The organism is Bradyrhizobium sp. SZCCHNPS1003, from assembly GCF_032381555.1.
GTDB lineage: Bacteria > Pseudomonadota > Alphaproteobacteria > Rhizobiales > Xanthobacteraceae > Bradyrhizobium.
Window position 1 is genome coordinate 157,372 of record NZ_JAUHIU010000014.1, and the last position, 22,862, is coordinate 180,233.

19 protein-coding genes are annotated in these 22,862 nt (G+C 66.3%); 12 read left to right on the plus strand and 7 right to left on the minus strand.

All coding sequences use genetic code 11. The annotated features are described in order from the left end of the window. The first annotated feature begins 41 nt into the window (after positions 1 to 41). The 5 genes from QX126_RS23335 (at position 42) to QX126_RS23355 (ending at position 3,967) form a co-directional block, all read left to right on the plus strand. Positions 42 to 461, plus strand: coding sequence for an HIT family protein (locus QX126_RS23335; protein WP_315734951.1), 420 nt, complete (start codon positions 42 to 44; stop codon positions 459 to 461). Positions 462 to 464: 3 nt separating this feature from the next. After that, positions 465 to 1,409, plus strand: coding sequence for an NAD(+) diphosphatase (gene nudC, locus QX126_RS23340; RefSeq protein ID WP_315773626.1), 945 nt, complete (start codon positions 465 to 467; stop codon positions 1,407 to 1,409). 128 nt (positions 1,410 to 1,537) lie between these two features. Then, the gene (locus QX126_RS23345) at positions 1,538 to 2,038 is read left to right on the plus strand and encodes an Lrp/AsnC family transcriptional regulator (protein WP_315773624.1); all 501 of its coding nucleotides are present in this window, start codon (positions 1,538 to 1,540) and stop codon (positions 2,036 to 2,038) included. Between the two features lie 112 nt (positions 2,039 to 2,150). Beyond that, on the plus strand, positions 2,151 to 2,480 hold the full coding sequence (locus tag QX126_RS23350) for a hypothetical protein (RefSeq protein WP_315773684.1): 330 nt from the start codon (positions 2,151 to 2,153) through the stop codon (positions 2,478 to 2,480). 20 nt (positions 2,481 to 2,500) lie between these two features. Beyond that, positions 2,501 to 3,967 carry a methyl-accepting chemotaxis protein gene (locus QX126_RS23355; RefSeq protein WP_315783916.1) on the plus strand — a complete coding sequence of 489 codons (1,467 nt, stop codon included), beginning with the start codon at positions 2,501 to 2,503 and terminating at the stop codon, positions 3,965 to 3,967. 63 nt (positions 3,968 to 4,030) lie between these two features. Here QX126_RS23355 and QX126_RS23360 read toward each other — a convergent pair whose 3' ends face one another. The 4 genes from QX126_RS23360 to QX126_RS23375 all read right to left on the minus strand — a co-directional run bounded on the left by QX126_RS23360 (position 4,031) and on the right by QX126_RS23375 (position 10,340). Continuing rightward, entirely contained in the window at positions 4,031 to 5,530 is a 1,500-nt protein-coding gene (locus QX126_RS23360; RefSeq protein WP_315783918.1) for a phosphomannomutase/phosphoglucomutase, read from the minus strand. A gap of 224 nt (positions 5,531 to 5,754) precedes the next feature. Beyond that, positions 5,755 to 6,255, minus strand: coding sequence for a TIGR02281 family clan AA aspartic protease (locus QX126_RS23365; RefSeq protein ID WP_315773682.1), 501 nt, complete (start codon positions 6,253 to 6,255; stop codon positions 5,755 to 5,757). 161 nt (positions 6,256 to 6,416) lie between these two features. After that, complete coding sequence (gene hrpB / locus QX126_RS23370) at positions 6,417 to 8,891, minus strand: ATP-dependent helicase HrpB (protein WP_315783920.1); 2,475 nt, start codon at positions 8,889 to 8,891, stop codon at positions 6,417 to 6,419. A 129-nt stretch (positions 8,892 to 9,020) separates the two neighbouring features. Then, complete coding sequence (locus QX126_RS23375; protein WP_315734961.1) at positions 9,021 to 10,340, minus strand: UDP-glucose/GDP-mannose dehydrogenase family protein; 1,320 nt, start codon at positions 10,338 to 10,340, stop codon at positions 9,021 to 9,023. A 151-nt stretch (positions 10,341 to 10,491) separates the two neighbouring features. Here QX126_RS23375 and QX126_RS23380 point away from each other — a divergent pair, with 151 nt between their 5' ends. After that, on the plus strand, positions 10,492 to 11,544 hold the full coding sequence (locus QX126_RS23380) for an acyltransferase family protein (RefSeq protein WP_315783922.1): 1,053 nt from the start codon (positions 10,492 to 10,494) through the stop codon (positions 11,542 to 11,544). An 8-nt stretch (positions 11,545 to 11,552) separates the two neighbouring features. Here QX126_RS23380 and QX126_RS23385 read toward each other — a convergent pair whose 3' ends face one another. Beyond that, entirely contained in the window at positions 11,553 to 12,521 is a 969-nt protein-coding gene (locus tag QX126_RS23385; RefSeq protein ID WP_315783924.1) for a quinone oxidoreductase, read from the minus strand. 99 nt (positions 12,522 to 12,620) lie between these two features. Here QX126_RS23385 and QX126_RS23390 point away from each other — a divergent pair, with 99 nt between their 5' ends. The 4 genes from QX126_RS23390 (at position 12,621) to QX126_RS23405 (ending at position 19,528) form a co-directional block, all read left to right on the plus strand. After that, a complete protein-coding gene (locus QX126_RS23390; RefSeq protein ID WP_315734967.1) occupies positions 12,621 to 13,472 on the plus strand; it encodes a LysR family transcriptional regulator in 852 nt (283 codons plus the stop codon). A 72-nt stretch (positions 13,473 to 13,544) separates the two neighbouring features. After that, positions 13,545 to 16,610, plus strand: a complete 3,066-nt coding sequence (polA, locus tag QX126_RS23395) for a DNA polymerase I (RefSeq protein WP_315783926.1) — start codon at positions 13,545 to 13,547, stop codon at positions 16,608 to 16,610. A gap of 998 nt (positions 16,611 to 17,608) precedes the next feature. Beyond that, positions 17,609 to 18,808, plus strand: coding sequence for a glycosyltransferase family 87 protein (locus QX126_RS23400; protein WP_315783928.1), 1,200 nt, complete (start codon positions 17,609 to 17,611; stop codon positions 18,806 to 18,808). Between the two features lie 84 nt (positions 18,809 to 18,892). After that, complete coding sequence (locus QX126_RS23405; protein WP_315783931.1) at positions 18,893 to 19,528, plus strand: LysE family translocator; 636 nt, start codon at positions 18,893 to 18,895, stop codon at positions 19,526 to 19,528. Between the two features lie 129 nt (positions 19,529 to 19,657). Here QX126_RS23405 and QX126_RS23410 read toward each other — a convergent pair whose 3' ends face one another. Continuing rightward, complete coding sequence (locus QX126_RS23410; protein ID WP_315783933.1) at positions 19,658 to 20,284, minus strand: glutathione S-transferase family protein; 627 nt, start codon at positions 20,282 to 20,284, stop codon at positions 19,658 to 19,660. A gap of 169 nt (positions 20,285 to 20,453) precedes the next feature. On the opposite strand from QX126_RS23410, the gene pyrE reads away from it, so the two are divergent. Together pyrE and QX126_RS23420 are read left to right on the plus strand one after the other, a co-directional pair. Beyond that, positions 20,454 to 21,011, plus strand: a complete 558-nt coding sequence (pyrE, locus tag QX126_RS23415) for an orotate phosphoribosyltransferase (protein WP_315734978.1) — start codon at positions 20,454 to 20,456, stop codon at positions 21,009 to 21,011. Between the two features lie 188 nt (positions 21,012 to 21,199). Beyond that, positions 21,200 to 22,018 (plus strand): DUF2865 domain-containing protein, encoded by an 819-nt coding sequence (locus QX126_RS23420; RefSeq protein ID WP_315783935.1) that lies wholly within the window; start codon positions 21,200 to 21,202, stop codon positions 22,016 to 22,018. A gap of 105 nt (positions 22,019 to 22,123) precedes the next feature. Here the strand turns inward: QX126_RS23420 and QX126_RS23425 are convergent, their stop codons facing one another. Next, positions 22,124 to 22,555 carry a hypothetical protein gene (locus QX126_RS23425; RefSeq protein WP_315753838.1) on the minus strand — a complete coding sequence of 144 codons (432 nt, stop codon included), beginning with the start codon at positions 22,553 to 22,555 and terminating at the stop codon, positions 22,124 to 22,126. Positions 22,556 to 22,862: the final 307 nt, after the last annotated feature.

Sequence of the window (22,862 nt, forward strand, 5' to 3'; positions counted from 1 at the left end):
CCGTCGAATTCCCCGCCAGACCGTCCGCCAGGAACCGCCGCATGCCCGAATCAGCCTGGTCGCTGCATCCGCAACTTGCGAAGGATACGATCGACATTGGCGACCTGCCGCTGTCCCGCGTGCTGGTGATCAAGGACGCGAACTATCCTTGGCTGCTGGTGGTGCCGCGCCGCGAGGGCGCGGTCGAGATCATCGATCTCGACGAGGTCGCGCAGGCGCAGCTGATGACCGAGATCACGCGGGTGTCGCGCGCACTCAAGGAGATCACCAAATGCGACAAGCTCAACGTCGCCGCGCTCGGCAACATGGTGCCGCAGTTGCACGTCCACATCATCGCGCGACGCACAAGTGACGTGGCCTGGCCGCGACCGGTGTGGGGCGCCGCGCCGCCTGTGCCGCACGATGCGCAGGAGGTGCAGCAGTTCATCAGCGCTGTCAGGCGCAAGATCTGGTTAGGGTAAGAGATGTCGCCATTCGACTTGTTTCCGCTCGGCAAGCCGGCCTTCGTCAGCCATCCAATCGATCGCGCCGCCCATCTGCGCTTCCATGATGACAAGCTGATCGCCTTCGAGAGCAATCCCTCGACGCGCGCCTATGTCGTGCACCGCGATTCGCTGGTGCTGAAGCGCGACGGCGACCAGCTGCGCGCGCTGCTGTCGATCGACGAGGCGCTGAAGTTCGGTGCCAATCCGGGAACGATCTTCCTCGGGCTGCAGGACGGCGCGGCCGTGTTCGGCATGGGCATCTCGCCGGCCGCCGTCGAAAAGCTCGCCGGGCGCGACGATGTGTCGGTCGCCGAGCTGCGCGGGATGGCGATGCAGGGTGCGACCCCGGTCGACCAGCTGGCGACGATCGCGATGGCGAAATCCCTGGTGTCCTGGCATCAGCGTCACGGCTTCTGCGCCAATTGCGGCGCCAAGACCGCGATGCGCGAGGGCGGCTGGAAGCGCGAATGCCCGAGCTGTAAGACCGAGCATTTCCCGCGCACCGATCCGGTCGTGATCTCGCTGGTCGCTTCCGGCGACAAGTGCCTGCTCGGGCGGCAGAAGCAGTTTCCGGCCGGCATGTATTCCTGCCTCGCCGGCTTCGTCGAGGCGGCCGAGACGATCGAGGACGCCGTCCGGCGCGAGGTGTTCGAAGAATCCGGCATTCGCTGCACCGACGTGACTTATTACATGACCCAGCCCTGGCCTTACCCGTCGTCGCTGATGATCGGCTGCAGCGCCCGGGCGCTCAACGAAGACATCGTCATCGACCGTAACGAGCTCGAGGACGTGCGCTGGTTCAGCCGCGACGAGGCCCGGCAGATGCTGGTGCGGCAGCATCCAGATGGCTTGGCGGGACCGCATCCGTTCGCGATTGCTCATCATCTGGTCGGCCGCTGGCTGAAAGAGAACGACGAGCGGTAGCAGGAAACCAGCTATCGCTCCGCGGAAACGGCCAGCCCGTCCGCAAAGGGCTGAACGGCCGATCCTTGCCTTGGAACGATTTTCTCTATATGAGGGTTTTATAGCCTTCATATGGAACAAGTTTCTCCATGACCGATGTCGCCGCCCAAAGCTCCGAGGCCAATCGCCGGCTCGATGCCATCGACCGCAAGATTCTGATGGTCCTGCAGGAGGACGCTTCGCTGTCCGTCGCCGAGATCGGCGACCGGGTCGGACTGTCGTCGACACCGTGCTGGAAGCGCATCCAGCGGCTGGAGGCCGATGGCGTGATCCTGCGCCGGGTGGCTCTGGTCGATCAGAACAAGATCGGGCTCGGCATCTCCGTGTTCGTGTCGGTGGAGAGCGCCGACCATTCCGAGGCCTGGCTGCGCAAATTCGCCGAGGCGGTCAGCTCGATGCCGGAGGTGATGGAGTTCTACCGGATGGCCGGCGACGTCGACTACATGCTACGCGTCGTCGTTGCGGACATGCAGAGCTACGATGTCTTCTACAAGAAGCTGATCAGCGCGGTGCCCCTCAAGAACGTCACCTCGCGCTTCGCCATGGAGAAGATCAAGTCGGTCACGGCGCTGCCGGTGCCGCCGGTCTGAGCCGAGCATTCCGGGCAGCTTCGACGTTGCAGCGCTAGCGTCCCGAACCTCGGTCGTCATCCCTAACGAACGTTTACCGGAAGTTATTCCCATCCCTCTATTCTTGGATGCGATGACGTCCGGTGCAACCATACCTCAGTCTTCGCGCGCCTGGCTCAATGCCACGGCACTCCTGATCGCGAGCTTCGTCGCGGTTGCTGCGCTGTCACTCCAGGTGCGCATGGGGAGCGAAATCGTGGCCGTCGCTTTCCCACCTTGGTGGAGCGCGCAACAGGCGATGCTCGCTGCGGCCTCGGCTGACGCCGCTCTCGTGCGCACGACAACCGTTTCATCGCTGCTGGTCGTCCGTCCCGGCGAACACGACGGCTTGGCGCGGCTGCGCGAGGCTGGCGCCTGGCTCATCATCGATCCGCAGGCGGTGTCCGCCTGCTTTGCAAAATGATCTCTTTGGGGGAATAGGAAATGACCGTCGAGACCAGCGATCTGGCAACCCTCCGGCACACGACCAGCAAGCTTCTGCTGGCGGTGCTCTGGGTTCACGTTCCGCTCTCCCTCATCATCGGGCTGTCGCGCGGCGACTGGTTGATGCCGACCATGCTCATGGTCGTCATGGCAGTGGTGGCAACCCTTTCCTGGCGCAGCGCTGGCGACACTTTGTCGACCCAGCTCACCGTCGCAGTCGCCGTCATGGGCGGCGTATCCGTGCTTGTCTACCAAATGTCTGGACATCCCTGGCAGATCGACATGCACATGTATTTCTTCGCGGCGCTGGCCTGTCTGGTCGCATATTGCGACTACCGGCCGATCCTGGCCGGCACCGTTGCCGTCGCGCTTCACCATCTGGTCCTGAACTTCATCTTTCCTGCAGCGATCTATCCGGGCGGCGCTGATTTCGGCCGCGTTGTGCTGCATGCGGCCATCCTGCTGATCGAGGCCGGCGTTCTCATCGCCCTCGCGCTCAAGCTGACGCAGTTGTTCGAAACCAGCGCGCGCAAGACCGCGGAAGCCGAATCGGCGATCGCTGCCGAGGCGCGCGCCAACGCCGAGCGGTTCGAGGCCGAGCAACGCGTCAAGCAGCAGGCCGATCTTGCCCGGCGCGAGCTGGCAGAGGGCTTCGAGCGCAAGATCGGCGGCATCGTCGAAGCGGTGGCCGTCGCCGCCAACGAGATGCAGAGCCTGTCCTCGTCGATGAGCCGGAGCAGCGCCGAGTCCTCGCGCCAGACGTCGGCCGCGGCCGGCGCCTCGCAACAGGCGTCGACCAATGTCGAGACGGTCGCTGCCGCAACGGAAGAGCTGACGGCCTCGATCAACAACATCTCACAGCAGGTGACGCGCTCGGCGGAGATCGCCGCGAAGGCGGCGGACGAAGCTCGCCGTACCAACACGGTGGTCGAGAGCCTGGCTGCCGGCACCCAGAAGATCGGCGAGGTGGTGACGCTGATCCAGACGATCGCCAGCCAGACCAACCTGCTGGCGCTGAATGCCACCATCGAGGCGGCGCGCGCTGGCGAGCACGGCAAGGGCTTCGCCGTCGTGGCAAGCGAGGTCAAGGCGCTCGCCAACCAGACCGCGAAGGCCACCGAGGAAATTTCCAGCCAGGTGCAGAGCATCCAGAGCGCCACGGGGGACGCCGTCAGCGCCATCCAGGCGATCGGGGGAACGATTGCCGAGATCGACGAAATCTCCAAGGAGATCGCCACCGCGGTCGAGCAGCAGGGCCTCGCCACCGGAGAAATTTCCGGCAACGTGCAGCAGGCGGCCGAAGGCACGCGGCTTGTCAGCCAAAGCATGGGCAGCGTGACCCGTGCCTCCGACGAGACCGGCAGCGCCGCGTCCCGGCTGCTGGAGTCGGCGAACGGACTATCCTCGCAATCCACCCGGCTCAAATCCGAGGTCGATCAGTTCCTGAGCTCCCTGAGGGCTGCTTGATCCCATCGAATAGGATGGGATCAGCGCGAGCATCGGCCCCAGCGCGACATCATCAACGCGGCCTCAGATCGTCTGGTTGTAGGCGCCGACTTCGGGATGCGTCCGCAGCACCTCGTTGACCGCCTCGAACATGTCGTGCATGCGCCGCTCGGACACCGGGCTTTCGACTACCACCACGAGCTCGGGCTTATTGGATGACGCTCGCACCAGACCCCAGCTGCCGTCCTCGACCGTGACGCGCACGCCATTGACGGTGACGAGATCGCGGATCGGCTGGCCCGCGACCTTGCCGCCCTGCTGCTGCAGCGCCTGGAAATGCTTCACTACGGCGTCGGCGACGCCGTATTTGACCTCGTCGCCACAATGCGGCGACATCGTCGGCGACGACCAGGTCTTCGGCAGCGCGTCCTTCAGGTCGGCCATCGATTTTCCGGGCGCGCGATCGAGCATCTCGCAGATCGCGATCGCCGAGACCAGACCATCGTCATAGCCGCGACCGAATGGCTTGTTGAAGAAGAAGTGGCCGGATTTCTCGAAACCGGCGAGCGCGCCGAGCTCGTTGGTGCGGCGCTTCATGTAGGAATGGCCGGTCTTCCAATAGACGGTCTTCGCGCCCTGGGCCTGCAGCACCGGATCGGTCATGAACAGCCCGGTTGATTTCACGTCGACGACGAACTGCGCATTCTTGTGGATCGCCGACATGTCGCGCGCCAGCATCACGCCGACCTTGTCGGCAAAAATCTCCTCGCCGGTGTTGTCGACCACGCCGCAGCGGTCGCCGTCGCCATCAAATCCGAGACCGACATCGGCCTCGTGCGCGAGCACGGCATCGCGGATGGCGTGCAGCATCTCCATGTCTTCGGGATTGGGATTGTATTTCGGGAAGGTGTGGTCGAGCTCGGTGTCGAGCGGGATCACCTCGCAGCCGATCGCCTCCAGCACCTGCGGCGCGAACGCGCCCGCGGTGCCGTTGCCGCAGGCCGCGACCACCTTGAGCCTGCGCTTGAGCTTGGGCCGGCTGGTGAGGTCGGCGATGTAGCGCGCCGGATAATTCTCGTGAAATTGGTAGGAGCCGCCACCGCCGTTCTTGAACTCAGCGTTGAGCACGAACTCCTTCAGCCGGGTCATCTCCTCGGGCCCGAAGGTGAGCGGACGGTTGGCGCCCATCTTCACGCCGGTCCAGCCGTTGTCATTGTGCGAGGCGGTCACCATGGCGACGCAGGGCACGTCGAGATCGAACTGCGCGAAATAGGCCATCGGCGTCACCGCGAGGCCGACGTCATGCACCTTGCAGCCGGCGGCCATCAGGCCCGAAATCAGGGCGTATTTGATCGAGGCGGAATAGCCGCGGAAATCGTGCCCGGTCACGATCTCCTGCTTCACGCCGCGTTCGGCGATCAGCGCGCCCAGCCCCATGCCGAGCGCCTGCACCCCCATCAGATTGATCTCCTTGTTGAACAGCCAGCGCGCGTCATATTCGCGGAAGCCCGTCGGCTTCACCATCGGCTCGGATTCGAAGGCGTAGGTATTGGGAACCAGGACGGGCTTGGGTTTCGGAAACATCAGGAGACGGCCTCGGCAATATCACATCAATGGAAGAAGGCGTTCATGCTTAGCACGACGTCAGACAACAGTGTCAGAAGGCAGAGGAATGCAGGCAACAATCGGGCAGGACCGCTCGCGCAGGCCACCCGACGAACTATTCAATGACTGCGACTCGGGATCGGCCTGCCTGCCGGTATATGGGGGCCGGTGACGCGCGAAACAACATTCCGCTTCGGTGCAGCCTACTGCTCCAGCACCATCTGGCCGTTGGCGTAGGCGAAACGCTTCAGCTTGGACAGGAACGACAGGCCAAGCAGATTCTCCGACAGCGCCGTATCGGGCAGCACCAGGGCATCGACGTCACGCACGGTGAGCTCGCCGAGCTCGACCATCGCAAGCTTGGCCCGGGCGGCCTTCACGGTGCCGTTGGCCGTGGTCACGGTGGCGGTGTAGTCGCCGCGCGCCGGACGCAGGCCGAAACGGGCGGCCGAGCTCTCGTTCAGCGCGACCATCGAGGCGCCGGTATCGACCATGAAGCTGATGCGCTGGCCGTCGATGCGGCCGTCGGCGCGGAAGTGACCGCGGCGGTCGGTCGGAATGCTCAGGCTGCGCTGGCCCGCGGCAGACGGTTCCGCCGTGGCAACCCGCACGGACGGTGTCGCGGATGCCGACGCGGGGGTCAGGCGATCGGCCAGTTGCGCCATGAAGGTGCCGAGACCGACGAGAACGGCCGCAAAGATCATTATGTTACGCATGACGCAAACGCCCGACTTTACCCCGCAACCGATTTGACCATCAAAGCCGCTGACGGGCGACTGCGAGCGACCGGCTGCCGCCGCCATTTTGGCGAAAACGATGAGTGAAGCGTTAACGACAACGATAGCGGCGGTACAATTTGCATGAGCTACGTTCCCCGCGGCTTGGCCCGCCGGGTCGGCTCGGCATGGGCCGGATCGTCGGGCCAGGGATGGCGCGGATAACGGCCGCGCAGGTCGGTGCGGACCGCGGCATAGGAGCCGCGCCAGAAGCCGGGCAGATCGCGCGTCACCTGTACCGGCCGCTGCGCCGGCGACAGCAGCTCCAGCACCAGGGGCACCGCGCCGCGCGCGATCGAGGGATGGACGTTCAGGCCGAACAGCTCCTGCAGCCGCACCGCGATGGTGGGCCCCTGCTCGGCCTCGTAGTCGATCGCCAGCATGGTGCCGGTCGGCGCCTCGAAATGCGTCGGCGCCTCCCGGTCGAGCCGGGCCCGCAGATCCCAGGGGAGCAGTGCCATGACGGCATCCGAGACGTCGCCGGGCGAGACATCCTTGAGCGAGGTCTTGTCGGCCAGCAGCGGCACCAGCCAGTCCTCGCGCCGCTCGGCAAGCCCCGCATCCGACAGGTCCGGCCAACTGTCGCCTTCCGCCTTGCGCAGGAAGGTAACGCGATCGCGCCATTGCAGGGCGGCCTTCGACCACGGCAGCCTGTCAAGGCCCGCGGCGCAGATGCCGTCGGCGAAGATGCGCGCGGTCTCCTCCGACGGCGTCAGCGCGACCGGCGCATCGGCCATGGTGATCGCATGCAGCTTGCGTCGGCGCCGCGCCCGCAACGCCATCGCGTCTTGATCGAAGCTGACCTCGTCTCTCGCTTCGATATGCGCAGCAAAATGCCGCTCGATATCCTCGATCGCCAGCGGCGCCGCCAGCAGGATGCGGCCGCTGGCCGCCGTTCCCGTCAGCTCACCGACCGCGATATAGGGTACGCGCGCCAGCGACGAGGTCGGCTCGACGGCGGCGCCACGGCCATTGGCGAGCACAAAGCTGGCATTGCCGCGGTTGCGCGCGACCCGGTCCGGAAAGGCAAAGGCGAGCATCAAGCCGGTGCTGAGCTGCCCTTGCACTTGCGGGGAGGAAGCCGCCCCGACCTGCTGCGCCCAGCGCCGTGCCATGTCTCGCGCACTCTGCGCCCGTTGCGAGCGGTCGCGACGGAACTGATCGAGCCTGACCTCGAGATCAACGCTGTCGCCGCCCAGCCCGCGCTCGGTCAGGATGGCGGCGATGTCGGCGGCCTGCGCGGCGGCGCCATAATCGGCGGCGTCGACGATCATGCGGGCGAGCCGCGGCGGCAGCGCCAGTGCCCGCAGGCGGCGGCCCTCGTCGGTGAGGCGGCCTTCTTCGTCGAGAGCGTCGATCTCGCGCAGCAAATCACGCGCCTCCTTCCAGGCCGGTTGCGGCGGCGGATCGAGGAAGCTCAGCGCGGAGGGGTCACTGACACCCCATTGCGCCAGATCGAGCACCAGCGAGGACAGGTCGGCGCTGAGAATTTCCGGCTGCGTATAGGCCGCCAGAGAGGCCGTCTGCGGCTCGTCCCATAACCGGTAGCAGACACCAGGCTCGGTGCGGCCGGCGCGGCCGCGGCGCTGATCGACGGCGGCGCGCGAAGCCCGCACCGTCTCCAGCCGGGTCAGGCCGATGTCCGGCTCGTAGCGCGGCACCCGGGCGAGCCCGGAATCGACCACGATGCGGACGCCTTCGATGGTCAGCGAAGTCTCGGCAATCGAGGTCGCCAGCACCACCTTGCGCTGCCCTTTTGGGGCGGGCGAGATGGCACGATCCTGCACGGCGGCATCGAGCGCACCGAACAGCGGCACGATCTCGATGCTGGCATCGTGGACGCGCTCGGCGAGCATCGTCTGGGTGCGCCGGATTTCGGCGGCGCCTGGCAGGAAGGCGAGCACGGAGCCGGCATCGGCGCGCAGCGCGCTGGCGATGGTCTCGGCCATCTGGCGCTCGACCGGCGCATCCGGCTTGCGGCCGACATAGCGGGTCTCGACCGGATAGGCGCGGCCCTCGCTCTCGACCACCGGTGCATTGCCGAGCAGGCTGGCGACGCGGGCGCCGTCGAGCGTCGCCGACATCACGAGAATGCGGAGATCCTCGCGCAGCCCCTGCTGCGCGTCGCGCGCCAACGCCAGGCCGAGATCAGCATCGAGCGAGCGCTCGTGGAATTCGTCGAACAGCACGGCGGCGACGCCGGTCAGCTCGGGATCATCCAGGATCTGCCGCGTGAAGATGCCCTCGGTGACGACCTCGATGCGGGTCGCGCGCGAGATCTTCGAGCCGAAGCGCACGCGGTAGCCGACGGTGTCGCCTACGCGCTCGCCGAGCGACTTCGCCATCCGCTCGGCGCTGGCGCGGGCCGCGATCCGGCGGGGCTCCAGCACGATGATCTTGTTGTCCCCGACCCACGGCGCATCACGCAAGGCCAGCGGCACCCGCGTGGTCTTGCCGGCGCCGGGCGGCGCCACCAGCACGGCGGTGTTGCTGCGCTCGAGCGTGCCGGACAGTTCGTCCAGCACGGCATCGATGGGCAGCGGTGTATCGAAGCGAAGGGGCAATCGTTGAACCCGTCATTGCCCGCGAAGGCGGACAATCCAGTAGACGCAGATCTCGCGGATGACGAAGATCGAGGCTACTGGATACCCCGCCTGCGCGGGGTATGACAATGTCATGTCACGCTCCTCGCATCACGCGCCCTTCACCGACGGCCTGCCGACGCTCTCGTAGACGAAGCCGTGAGCGGCCATCTCGTCGGGACGGTAGACGTTGCGCAGGTCGACGACGACCGGATGGGCCATCACCTCCTTGAGGCGATCGAGATCCATGGCGCGGTACTGCACCCATTCGGTCACCAGCACGATCGCATCGGCGCCCGTCGCGCACTCATAGGGATCGTCGAAATAGGCGATCTCCGGCAGCTCCTTCTTGGCCTGCTCGATGCCGACCGGGTCATGCGCGCGCACCTTGGCGCCCATGTCGAGCAGCCCGGTCACCAGCGGGATCGACGGCGCCTCGCGCATGTCGTCGGTCTCCGGCTTGAAGGTGAGGCCGAGCACCGCCACCGTCTTGCCGCGCAGATTGCCGCCGACCGCATGCGCGACCTTGCGCGCCATCGCTCGCTTGCGGTTGTCGTTGACGGCCAGCACCGATTCGACGATGCGCAGCTGCGTGTCGTAGTCCTGCGCGATCTTGATCAGCGCGCGCGTATCCTTCGGAAAGCACGAGCCGCCGAAGCCCGGACCGGCATGCAGGAACTTGGAGCCGATGCGGTTGTCGAGACCGATGCCGCGCGCCACCTCCTGCACGTCGGCGCCGACCTTCTCGGCGAGATCGGCGACCTCGTTGATGAAGGTGATCTTGGTGGCGAGGAACGCGTTGGCGGCGTATTTGATCAGCTCGGCGGTGCGGCGCTCGGTGTACATCATCGGCGCCTGGTTCAACGACAGCGGGCGATAGATGTCGCCGAGCACCTTGCGGCCGCGCTCGTCCGCGGTGCCGACGACGATGCGATCCGGCCATTTGAAATCGCGGATCGCGGCACCTTCGCGCAGGAATTCCGGATTGGAGGCGACGACGACGTCGGCCGTCGGATTGGTCTCGCGGATGATGCGCTCGACCTCGTCGCCGGTGCCGACCGGCACCGTCGACTTCGTCACGACCACGGTGAAGCCGGTGAGGGACGCTGCGATCTCGCGCGCTGCGGCATAGACGTAGGTGAGGTCGGCGTGACCGTCGCCGCGTCGCGACGGCGTACCAACCGCGATGAACACGGCGTCGGCCTCCGCGACCGGCTGCTTGAGGTCCGTGGTGAAATCGAGCCGCTTGGCCTTTACGTTGGCCGCGACCAGCGCATCCAGGCCGGGCTCGAAGATCGGGATTTCTCCGCGATGCAGCGCGGCGATCTTGCTCTCGTCCTTGTCCACGCAGGTCACCTGGTGGCCGAAATCGGCGAAGCAGGCACCGGACACCAGCCCCACATAGCCCGTGCCGATCATCGCAATTCGCATCGAAACCCATCCTTCAAGGTTAATACTTTCGCGTCTTAAACCATTTGCGGTTCAAGGGGAATTTAGAAAACGGCATGACGTTTGGATGACAAGGAGGAGTATTAACGGCTCTGCCCGACAATGCGGCAGCTCCGCGCCAAAGAGGGACAGCATGACCGCAAATGGTACGCCGAAATCGGCCGGAACCGAGGCGCGCATCGACTGGGTCGACTACGCCAAGGGTATCTGCATCATCATGGTCGTGATGATGCACTCGGTGCTCGGCGTCGAGCTGGCCGCCGGCGAGACCGGCTTCATGCACGCCGTCGTCGCATTCGCCAAGCCGTTCCGGATGCCCGACTTCTTCCTGATTTCCGGCCTGTTCCTGCCGCTGGTGATCGACCGGGATTGGCGCACCTATATCGACCGCAAGGTCGTGCATTTCGCCTATTTCTACGTGCTGTGGGTGACCATCCAGTTCGGCTTCAAGGCGCCCGGCTTCGCCGCGGCCTCCGGCTGGCAACATGCCGGCTATCTGTATCTCGAATCCTTCATCGAGCCGTTCGGCACGCTGTGGTTCATCTATCTGCTGCCGATCTTCTTCGTCGTCATCAAACTGACACGAAAGCTGCCCGCGCCGGTGATCTGGGGCATCGCGGCCGGCCTGGAAATGTCGCATATCGTCACTGGCTGGACCGTGATCGACGAATTCTGCGCCCGCTTCGTCTACATCTATTCCGGCTATCTGTTCGCGACCACCATCTTCGCGCTGTCGGACCGCGCGCGGGCGCAGCCGATGCTCGCCATCGTCGGCCTGCTCGCCTGGGCTGTCATCAACCAGTCGCTGGTGAACCTCGGTGTCAGCGAATGGCCGGCTGTCTCCCTCATGCTCGGCTATGCCGGCGCGGTCGCCATCATCATCGCCGGCACGCTGCTGGCGCGCGCGCAACTCCTCAATGCGCTGCGCTTCTGTGGCGAGCATTCGATCGTGATCTATCTCGCCTTCTTCCTGCCAATGGCAGCCACACGTACAGTCCTGCTGAAGACCGGGGTGATCGGGGACATCGGAACGATCTCGCTGCTGGTCACGATCGCCGGCGTGCTCGGCGCGCTCGTGATCTGGCGCCTCGCGCTCCGCGTCGGCGCCCGCTTCCTGTTCGAACGCCCCATCGCGTTCTGGATCGCGCCGCCGAAGCCGAAAGCCGTGTTGCAGCCGGCGGAGTAGCCTCACCGTCAGGGCACCAAAAGCAGCGCGCCACGGCTGCGGCCGCTCTCCAGATCGATATGGGCCTCGACGACCCGCGCCAGCGGATACGCGGTGCCGTGGCCGACGAGATCGCCATCGGCGAGCGCGGCGAGAACCGTCGCTGCATCCCTGCGATAGTCGGCGACATCGTTGACATGGGCCATCACGCTCGGGCGTGCCAGCGACAGGCTGCGGCGCGGCCCCAGCTCCTCGACGGCAAGGCTTGGAATTGGACCGCCGGACTGACCGATGCTGGCGACCGTCCCGAACGGCCTGACGCAGGCGAGCGTCCGCGCAAGCGTCTTGCCGCCGACGCCATCATAGGCGACGTCGACGCCGCGCCCGTCGGTCAATCGCTTCACGGCATCGACAAAGTCAGCATCCCGGCCGACGATCAGATGGCGCGCGCCGGCGGCACGCGCGAGCTCCGCCTTGGCCTCCGAGCTCACCGTGCCGATGACGGTCGCGCCGCGCAGCCGAGCCAGTCGCGTCAGCACCAGGCCGAGCCCGCCGGCGGCACTGTGCACCAACAGCGTCGTTCCGGCTCCGACGGCATAGGTACGATTGAGCAGCATCACCGCGGTGATGCCTTTCAGCAGGGTCGACGCAGCGCTCGCTTCAGACACGGCGTCGGGCAGCGGCATCGCGCGCCAGGCGGGCAGATTTCGCTCCGAGGCATAGGCGCCGACCGGGGCGCCGGCATAGGCGACGCGGTCGCCGACGGACAACTCTGTCACGTCGGCGCCTTTCGCCGTCACGATCCCCGCCCCTTCGACGCCAGGAATTCCATCGGGCAGCGGATAGAGGCCGCTGCGCTGATAGATATCGATGAAGTTCACGCCGATCACGGTGTGGCGCAGCCGGATCTCGTTGGCGCCCGGCGCCGGCAGCTCAACATTCTCCAGCACCAGATTCTCCGCGCCACCCGGTGCCTTCAGTCGAACGATAGCAACCATGCCCGTCTCCACACATCTTGCCTTGATCCGGACAGTGTGGTCAGCGTTGGCATTCTGCGGAATTGCCCAATTTGGCTCCCCTATTGTGAATATTCGAACATGCGGATCGACTGGACCGACCTTCACCACTTCGTGACCCTGGCCCGCGAGGGCACGCTGTCGGCCGCCGCTCGTGGTCTCGGCGTCGATCATGTCACGGTGGCCCGCCGGGTCGCGGCCCTGGAACGGGTCACCGGGCTGAAGCTGGTCGACCGCCGAGCGCGGGCCTATGAGCTGACCGAGGACGGCCGCCGCCTCGCCGCGGCCGCCGGCCCGATGGAGCAGGCCGCGTTCGCGATCGAGCGCGCCGTGGTCGCATCGCGTCCCGGTCTGGCCGGTGAGGTCTCGGTCAGCGCGCCGCCGACGCTCGCCAACAGGCTGATCGCGCCACGGCTGGTCGAGCTGCACCGACGGCATCCTGCCATCATCATCAAGCTGATCGGCGAGAAGCGCAGCGCCTCGCTCAACCGACGGGAAGCCGACATCGCTCTGCGACTGTCGCGTCCCGACGAGCCCGGCCTGATCGCACGCAAGATCGGCAGCTTCGGCTTCAACCTCTACGGCGCGCCGCACTATCTCAAGGAGACGCCGCAGCATGCGCTCGGATTCATCGCCTATGATGCCAGCATGGACTCGGCACCCCAGCAGCAATGGCTGAAGGCGGTCGCCGGGCAGCGCACGATCGTGTTTCGGAGCAGCGATCTCGAGAGCCAGGCTGCAGCGGCGCGCGCAGGGCTGGGGCTCGCCGCCCTGCCGCATTTTCTCGGCGATCATGATCCCGACCTCACCCGCTTCGAAGCCGGCGCGGCCATCAGCAGGGACATCTGGCTCATCGTTCATCGCGACCTCAGGCGCACGCCCCTCATTCGCGCCGTCATGGAGTTCCTGACCCGCTGCGTCCGACCGGACTGAGGGGCGGAAAAATCCGGTGCGCATGGCGTCGTCACGGCTGTCAATGCGAGCGAAAATCCCTACATTGCGGCCATGCCCAAAGCTCCCCAGAAAGCCGCCGCCACGCCCGCCGCTCCCGCGCCTGCCGCCGCCAAGGGCGCGGCCAAGGGCGACCATGTGTTCCTGGTCGACGGCTCGTCCTACATCTTCCGCGCCTATCACGCGCTGCCGCCACTCAACCGCAAGTCCGACGGGCTGCAGGTCAATGCCGTGCTCGGCTTCTGCAACATGCTGTGGAAGCTGCTGCGCGACATGCCCGAGACCGACCGTCCCACGCATCTGGCCATCGTGTTCGACAAGTCCGAGGTCACGTTCCGCAACAAGATCTATGCCGACTACAAGGCGCACCGGCCGCCGGCGCCCGACGATCTGATCCCCCAATTCGCGCTGATCCGCGAGGCGGTCCGCGCCTTCGAGCTGCCCTGCCTGGAGCAGGCCGGCTACGAGGCCGACGATTTGATCGCGACCTATGCGCGGCTTGCCTGCGAGCGCGGCGCCACCACCACCATCGTGTCCTCCGACAAGGATTTGATGCAGCTCGTCAACGACTGCGTCACGATGTACGACACGATGAAGGACCGACGCATCGGCATCGCCGAAGTCATCGAGAAGTTCGGCGTGCCGCCGGAGAAGGTGGTCGAGGTGCAGGCGCTGGCCGGCGATTCCACCGACAACGTACCGGGCGTGCCCGGCATCGGCATCAAGACCGCCGCGCAGCTGATCACCGACTATGGCGATCTCGAAGGGCTGCTGACGCGCGCGGGCGAGATCAAGCAGCCGAAGCGGCGCGAGGCGCTGATCGAGAACGCCGAGAAGGCGCGGATCTCGCGCCAACTGGTGCTGCTCGACGACAAGGTCGCGCTCGAGGTGCCGCTCGACGACCTCGCGGTGCACGAGCCGGATCCGCGCAAGCTGATCGCGTTCCTGAAGGCGATGGAGTTCACGACGCTGACGCGCCGCGTCGCAGAGTATTCGCACATCGATCCCGCCGACGTGTCGGCGGATGAGCAGTTGAAGAGTGGTGCGGGCACTGCTGCCTCCGTTCCCTCCCCCCTTGTGGGGGAGGGTCAGGGAGGGGGGCACCCCACCAACGGTGCCTCCGCAGCACCCCTCTCCCCAGCCCTCCCCCACAAGGGGGGAGGGAGCCCTCGCACCGGTGATCCGCGTACCGACAAGTCGGCGATGAGCAAGGGCACGCCGGCGAGCCTCGCGGAATCCAGGGCGGAGGCGGCGAAGAGCGGGCGGATCGATCGCGACAAGTACCAGACGCTGCGTAGCCTCCCAGAGTTGAACACCTGGCTCGCGCGCATCCATGACTTCGGCCGCGTCACTCTCGAGGCCAAGGCCAGCTCGATCGATCCGATGCAGGCTAGCTTGTGCGGCATCGCCCTGGCACTTGCGCCGAATGAGGCCTGCTACATCCCGCTGGCGCATCGCCAGGCCGGCGATGGCGGCGGCCTGTTCGACGCCGGGCTCGCGCCGGACCAAATCAAGGAGAGCGATGCGCTCGCCGCGCTGAAGCCGGTCCTCGAATCCACAGGGCTGCTCAAGATCGGCTACAACATCAAGTTCATCGCCGTGCTGCTGGCGCAGCACGGCATCACGCTGGCGAATGTCGACGACATCCAGCTGATGAGCTACGCGCTCGATGCCGGGCGCGGCTCGCACAAGCTCGAGTCTCTGGCCGAGCACGTGCTCGGCCACGCCGTGCTCGGCGAAAGCGAGCTGATCGGCAGCGGCAAGAACAAGCTGACGTTCGAGCAGGTCGCGATCGACCGGGCCACGGCGCATTCCGCCGAAGCGGCCGATGTCATTCATCGCGTCTGGCGCGTGCTGAAGCCGCGCCTCACGGCCGAGCGCATGACCGCCGTCTACGAGACCTTGGAGCGGCCGCTGGTGCCGGTGCTCGCGCGCATGGAGCGGCGCGGCATCTCGATCGACCGCCAGGTGCTGTCGCGTCTGTCCGGCGATTTCGCCCAGACTGCCGCTAGGGTCGAGGCCGAGCTGCAGGAGCTGGCCGGCGAGCCGATCAATGTCGGCAGCCCCAAGCAGATCGGCGACATCCTGTTCGGCAAGATGGGCCTTTCGGGTGGCACCAAGACCAAGACCGGCGCCTGGTCGACGTCCGCATCGATTCTCGACGACCTCGCCGAGCAAGGCAACGAGTTCGCGCGCAAGATCCTGGAATGGCGCCAGGTCTCGAAGCTGAAATCGACCTATACCGATGCGCTGCCGACCTATGTCAACCCGCAGACGCATCGCGTGCACACCACCTACGCGCTGGCGGCGACCACCACCGGCCGGCTGTCGTCGAACGAGCCGAACCTGCAGAACATCCCAGTCCGGACCGAAGATGGCCGCAAGATCCGCCGCGCCTTCATCGCGACTCCCGGCCACAAGCTGGTGTCGGCCGACTACTCGCAGATCGAGTTGCGGCTGTTGGCGGAGATCGCGGACATCCCGGTGCTGAAGCAGGCGTTCAAGGACGGGCTCGACATTCACGCGATGACGGCGTCCGAAATGTTCGGCGTGCCGATCAAGGACATGCCGAGCGAAGTCCGCCGCCGCGCCAAGGCGATCAATTTCGGCATCATCTACGGCATCTCCGCGTTCGGCCTCGCCAACCAGCTCGGCATCGCCCGCGAGGAGGCCTCGGCCTACATCAAGCGCTATTTCGAGCGCTTCCCCGGCATTCGCGACTACATGGACGCGACCAAAGAGTTCTGCCGCAAGCACGGCTATGTCGTCACGCTGTTCGGCCGCAAGTGCCATTACCCGGAGATCAAGGCATCGAACGCCTCGGTGCGCGCCTTCAACGAGCGCGCCGCGATCAACGCGCGGCTGCAGGGCACCGCAGCCGACATCATCCGGCGCGCCATGACCCGCGTCGAGGAGGCCCTGGCGCAAAAGAAGCTGTCGGCTCAGATGCTGCTGCAGGTGCATGACGAACTGATCTTCGAGGTGCCGGACGACGAGGTCGCCGCGACCTTGCCGGTGGTGCAGCACGTCATGCAGGACGCCCCCTTCCCCGCCGTGCTGCTCTCGGTGCCGCTGCACGTCGATGCGCGGGCCGCCGACAATTGGGACGAGGCGCATTGAGCTGATCGCGGTGATCTCTGCTTCGTCATCGCGAGCGCCGAAATCCGTCCACGAGCGAGATGCCACCCTCCCCTGGAGGGGGAGGATCGATCGCACGCGAAGCGGGCGAGCGGGGTGGGGTGAGCCGCGGGCGCCGGCGCCTGCGGAGAGATCACCCCACCCCGCCTCCCATTCGCTACGCTCGTGAGAGGCGACCCTCCCCCTCCAGGGGAGGGTGGGCAGTGTGCCTCGCAACGCAGCCCTCATACGCATCCGTTTGATGCTCCCCGATACGATGATCATTGGCTACAACGCGAGGCGTAGACGTGCCTCAGCCTTCTCGCAGCATGATTTGCTCGAGGGATGCATGTCGTTCGCCCTCTGAATTTTGCAGAGGGCGCAGGGAAGGCCGGGCCTCGGCTGAGGCCCGTGGCCCGCCTGCTCAAAAGAATGCAGGCGGCAGGTACCACAGGTTCAGCCGGACAGACCCGGCCCTCCCTGCGCGATGGGCTTAACGTCTGCTCCGAGCTCTCCCCGGGGACCGGCTTGTTTGCCCCCGTCACCAGCGCGACACGTGATGTCACGCAGGCTTGGCGCCAGCTTCGGGGCGCCAGGACCACACGGCTTGAACGTCCACGAGCTGCCAATCGTCCAGTGCATCAGCACCTGACAGGCCCACGGCCACCGCTCCCCGCCTCAACGTATCGTGACGACGCGTACGCCCCTCTGCATGAGGACGGGATGCGCTGAATAGAGCACGACTTCGGAAAAATAGCAATATAAATCTTGACGAGCGCGTTGCCCGATGCGGAGCGACGACCCTGTCCACGGTCACTCGGAACGCGGCGATTTTACCCCTCGTTAGGCACGATGAGATCGCGCCTGGCCGGATGGACGGACGGTAACACGGCGTGCAGCGCACCCTGGCAAGGTTGGAGAGGCACCGCACGCGAGCGATCGCTGACAGCTCCGATCATCCCCATGCCACGACTGCGCCGAGGGCGCGAACGAAGAGCTCCATGACCGCGATCTCATCCGCAGCTCACCCCAAGACGCGCGACCGGCGCGCGGTGCTGATCCTGCTGGTCGCGATGGCGCTCTACAACGGCGCCTATCTCGTCGGCTGGGCGCTGTCGTCGCCGCAGCCGGCGTTTGGCGACTTCTTCGGGCTATGGTCGTTCGGCAGATTTGCCGCGCTGTCCGGCGCCAGCATCTACGATCCGGTTGCGCTCGCGCGCTATCAGCAGTCGCTGGATCCGACGCTGGGCGGCGGCGGCTTTCCCTATCCCTATCCGCCGACCTTCCTGCTGGTGCTGATACCCCTGGGCATGCTGGCGCTGCCGGTGGCCTATGTCTGCTGGATCTCGGTCACCTTCGCGCTTTATGGCCTGGCGACACTGGGGCGCGATTGGCGCTCGTTAACCTCTCTGGCGCTGCTCGCGGCGCCGACGACGCTGATCAACGCGATCACCGGCCAGAACGGCTTTCTCTCGGCGGCCTTGCTGATCGGCGGACTGCGCCTGCTCGCGCGCCACCCGATCGTTGCCGGCACGCTGCTTGGCCTGCTCGCCTACAAGCCACAATTCGTGCTGCTGATGCCGGTCGTGCTGCTGGCGTCACGCAACTGGCGCGCCATCCTCTCGGCCATCGCCACGACCGTGATCGTCGCCGTCGTCAGCGGCGCTGCGCTCGATCCGTGGATCTGGCTCGAATGGGTCGTGAAGTTTCCGAGCTATCAGGCGCAATTGCAGGCCAACCAGGCCAGCCTCGATCACATGATGCCGACGGTCATCGCTGGCTTGCACGCGCTCGGCGCGCCGCCGCCGATCGGCTACCTGGTTCAGCTCCTGTTGTCCTGCTCCATCGTCGTGATGGTCTGGGATGCCTGGCGACGCGGCATGACGGAGCAGGCGATCGCGCTGGTCGCGGTCGGCAGCATCATCGCCACGCCCTATGCGATGATCTATGACATGCCGATGGTGGCGACGGGGATTGCGATCCACTGGAAGGCGCGGAGCGACGCCGGCGAGCCGATCCCGCCGCTGGAGATCGGCCTCGTGATCGCGCTGGGAGCCTGCCTGCTCGCCATGATCGTGCACTCCGTGCCGCTCGCGGCGGCCATTCTGCTGGTCCTGCTGGCGTTGAGCATCGCCGGTGTGTTCGACCGCTCCAGCCGGCGCGCCCCTGCATTGAACATGACGCCGCCGGCGGCGGGCTGATTGCTCTCGGTGCAATTGACCGGATGACGATGCGTGATCGTCCGCGCTAAAGCAGCGGCAGAGATCCCGATCATCGAACCAGTCATGCCGCACACATCCTCCCTGCTCGCTTTCGCCCTCGTCTCGCTCGGCATGGTGCTGACACCAGGGCCGAACATGATCTATCTGATCTCGCGCTCGATCACGCAGGGCCACGCCGCCGGCCTGGTCTCGCTCGGCGGCGTTGCCGTCGGCTTTCTGGTCTACATGCTGGCGGCGGCGTTCGGCATCACCGCGCTGCTATTTGCCGTGCCGTTCGCCTATGACGCGCTGCGCCTCGCCGGCGCGGCCTACCTGCTCTATCTGGCGTGGCAGGCGGTGAAGCCGGGCGGACGCTCGCCCTTCCAGGTGAGGACGCTCGCCATCGACAGCCCGCGCCGGCTGTTCCTGATGGGGCTCGTCACCAACCTGCTGAACCCGAAGATCGCGATGCTGTATCTGGCGCTGCTGCCGCAGTTCATCGATCCCGCTGTTGGCGGCGTGCTGACGCAGTCGGTGGTGCTCGGCGCGATCCAGATCGTGATCAGCGTCAGCGTCAACGCCATGATCGCCATGGCGGCGGGATCGATTGCCCTGTTCCTGGCGACACGGCCGAGTTGGGCGCTGGTGCAGCGCTATCTGATGGGCACGGTGCTCGCGGGACTTGCGGTGCGCATGGCGCTGGAGGCGCGGCGGGGGTGATTTCCATCGGCTCCCCCACCTTGTCCGCCGAAGCCTCCCGGCAAAGGCGGACAAGAGCGGGAGAGGGGGCACCGCGCGTGCGGAAAGATCTCGGAAGTCATCGTCGGCAAAGAACGGCCGATGAGCTTCTCAGTCCAGCTTCGCCTCCATGCCGCGCTTCACGGCGGGGCGGGCCATCAGGGTATCGTACCAGCGCTCGACGTGGGGAAAGTCGGCCAGATCGACCTTGTGGCGGGGGTGGCGCCAGGCCCAGCCGAGGATGGCGAAGTCGGCGATCGAGAGCGCGCCGGCGACGAACTCGTGCTGCGCCAGCCGGCGGTCGAGCACGCCATAGAGCCGGACCGTCTCGGCCATGTAGCGCTTGAGGCCGTAGGCGCGGTCCTGCTCGTTGGTCAGCGCGATGAAATGGTGCACCTGGCCGGGCATCGGGCCGAAGCCGCCCATCTGCCACATCAGCCATTCATAGACCGGAATCCGCTCGGCGAGGGATCTCGGCAGGAACTGCCCGGTCTTCTCAGCCAGATAGAGCAGGATGGCGCCGGATTCGAACACGCTGACCGGCTTGCCGTCGGGGCCGTCCGGATCCACGATGGCGGGAATCTTGTTGTTGGGGCTGATCGCCAGGAACTCCGGCGCCATCTGGGCGCCCTTGGTGATGTCGACCGGAACGACGCGGTATCGCAGCCCCATCTCCTCCAGCGCGACCGAGATTTTGCGCCCGTTCGGGGTGTTCCAGGTGTACAGCTCGATCGTCATGCGGGGCATCCTTCCCAATCGTCCTTGCTTGGTCGCGGGCTCCCATTAGCTCGAAACTGCATCCGGCTTCAAACGTACCGTTGTTGATGGGACATCGTGGCGGCTGGTCTCCGCCGCCCGCCCCCGATAGATTGCGCCACCCAAGAATCCACCCTCAGGGGAAAACGCCGTGTCCAAATCCGCCTCCCGCGCCCGCCTCCTCGAGATCATCCGCAGGCGCTCGTTCGGCCGTGGCGAGGTCACGCTGGCCTCCGGCCGCAAGAGCGATTTCTATTTCAACCTGAAGCCGACCATGATGGACCCGGAGGGCGCCACCTTGCTCGCCGAGCTCACCTATGAGGCGCTGAAGGACGAGGGCTTCGATTATATCGGCGGCCTGGAGATGGGCGCGGTGCCGCTCGCCGGCGCGATCGCCCAGATCTCCTGGATCAAGGGCCATCCGATCGCGGCCTTCTTCGTCCGCAAGAAGCCGAAGGAGCATGGCGCCAGGCTCGCGATCGAGGGCCTAACCCGCGACGAGACCCTGGCCGGCAAGCGCATCGTCGTGGTCGAGGACGTCACCACCACCGGCGGCTCGGCGATGAAGGCCGTGGAAACCCTGCGCGAGGCCGGCGCCGAGGTGACGCTGGTGTTCACGATGGTCGACCGCGAGGAAGGCGCCGCCGAGACCTTCGCCCAGGCCGGCCTGCCGTTCCAGGCGCTCTTCAAGGCGCACGAATTCCTCTGAGGCGCTTGGCGCGCGGCGCAATTCGCCGCCCGCGCATACCGCTCATTTACCAACGCCCGTTAAGGTTACCGCAAAGCTGATGGCGCCATGCCTTGGGCAAGGCGCGTTCGATCGCACATGATCGAGCGACGCGGGTTGCCGCGTCACGGCGTGGCTTTGCGGTGAAGATCCTGGCGATGGAGCGGGCGTTGCGTAGCGTGTTGTCGTTTCGGCGGAGGTCCCGCCACGTCGCTGTCGCGGCGACGGTCGGCCTCGTCGCGGCCGGCGCGCTGGCGCCGCGGATGGCGTCGGCCGAGGGCCTGTTCGACTTCCTGTTCGGCGGCTTCAACAAGCCGCAATCGCAGCGGCCGGCGGCGCAAGGCGGCCTCTTCGCCGATCCGTTCGGCACCAACCCGCAGGCCCCCGCCCAGCCGCGCGCCGCGAGCGGCGGATCGGGCGCAGCGTTCTGCGTGCGCACCTGCGACGGCCGCTATTTTCCGCTGGCGCGCGGCCTCGCCTCGCCGGCGCAGATGTGCCAGGCGTTCTGCCCGGCCAGTGCGACCAAGATCTATTTCGGCTCCAACATCGACTACGCCACGGCGGCGAACGGGGAACGCTATGCCGACAGCGAGAACGCATTCGCCTATCGCCAGGCGCTGCGCGCCGACTGCACCTGCAACGGCCGCGATCCGGCCGGGCTGGCGCCGGTCGATCTGTCGCTCGACACCTCGCTGCGCCAGGGGGACGTCGTCGCCACGGCCGACGGGCTGGTGGCCTATTCCGGCGCGCGCGGCAGCGGCGGCCAGCCGGCCGACTTCAAGCCGGTCGCGTCCTATCCCGGGCTCAACTCGGACATGCGGGCCAAGCTGAGCGAGATGAAGGTCGCGCCGGTGCGCGCCGACATGGTCGGCGCAGACGCGCAGGCCATGGCTCTGCCGGCGGACGTCAATGTCAGCGCCGCACCGCCGCCCCTGAGCATCGCGCCAAAGCCCGCCGCAAGCCGGCTGAAGCAGGCGGATGTGAATTGAACACGCGCTGCGCCAAGGCGCAGCGCCGGCGTCGGTGCAGGCCGGCTCGGCACAGCGACCTCTGGAGCTTGAGCGCGCACTGTCCGCCGGGACTGACGGCCAGGGCTAGCGCGCGACGATCACGCCGATGACGTTCGGCGCTTCCAGATATTTCTCCTCGATCGCCGCGCGGGCGGCGGCGCGGTTGTCCGGCGTCAGCAGGCCGCGCTTCTCGGCCAGGATCATCCAGCAGAAGCCCCACCAATCGGTCAGCATGCCCTCGTCGTCGACCAGGTCATAGCCCTGCTCCGCGGCGAAGATGCGCGCTCGCGCCTCGTCGAGGCCATCGAGGAAGGTGTGGTCGGTGGCCGAGAACAGGTCGTCGGAAATGTCGTCGGTGGTGTAGCCCCAGACCGACATGCACACCGCGTTGAAAGCGCGGTCGATCTGGTCGTCGTCGACGGCCCGCCGCCGCGCCGTCTTGTGCAGCCGCGTCAGGCTGCGCGCGAAATCGGCAATGCGGGTCAGGGCCAGGGGATCGAAGGCGATATGGGACATGGGTGTCCTCGCGGGATGCACTGATGCCGGGGGCTGGCGGATCGAATAGCAACAGAGATGGATTAGAGATGGCTCGCTAAATTGTTCTTAATTTGTTCTTCGCCGATTGTCCATCCCCTTCGACGGACGCTGGGGCGCTTGCAGTCCTTTCCGGAGGAAGAGCACTCGTGCCCAAGAATTTGCCGAGGCTGTGCTTCGCGTCGAGGGAATGAGCATGGAATTGGCGCCGGCCTGGCGTCGGCGGATCGAGGACCTGTTCGTCGTCCGCTTCCACCCCCAGGGGTCGGGATCCACGTCCAGACCCACA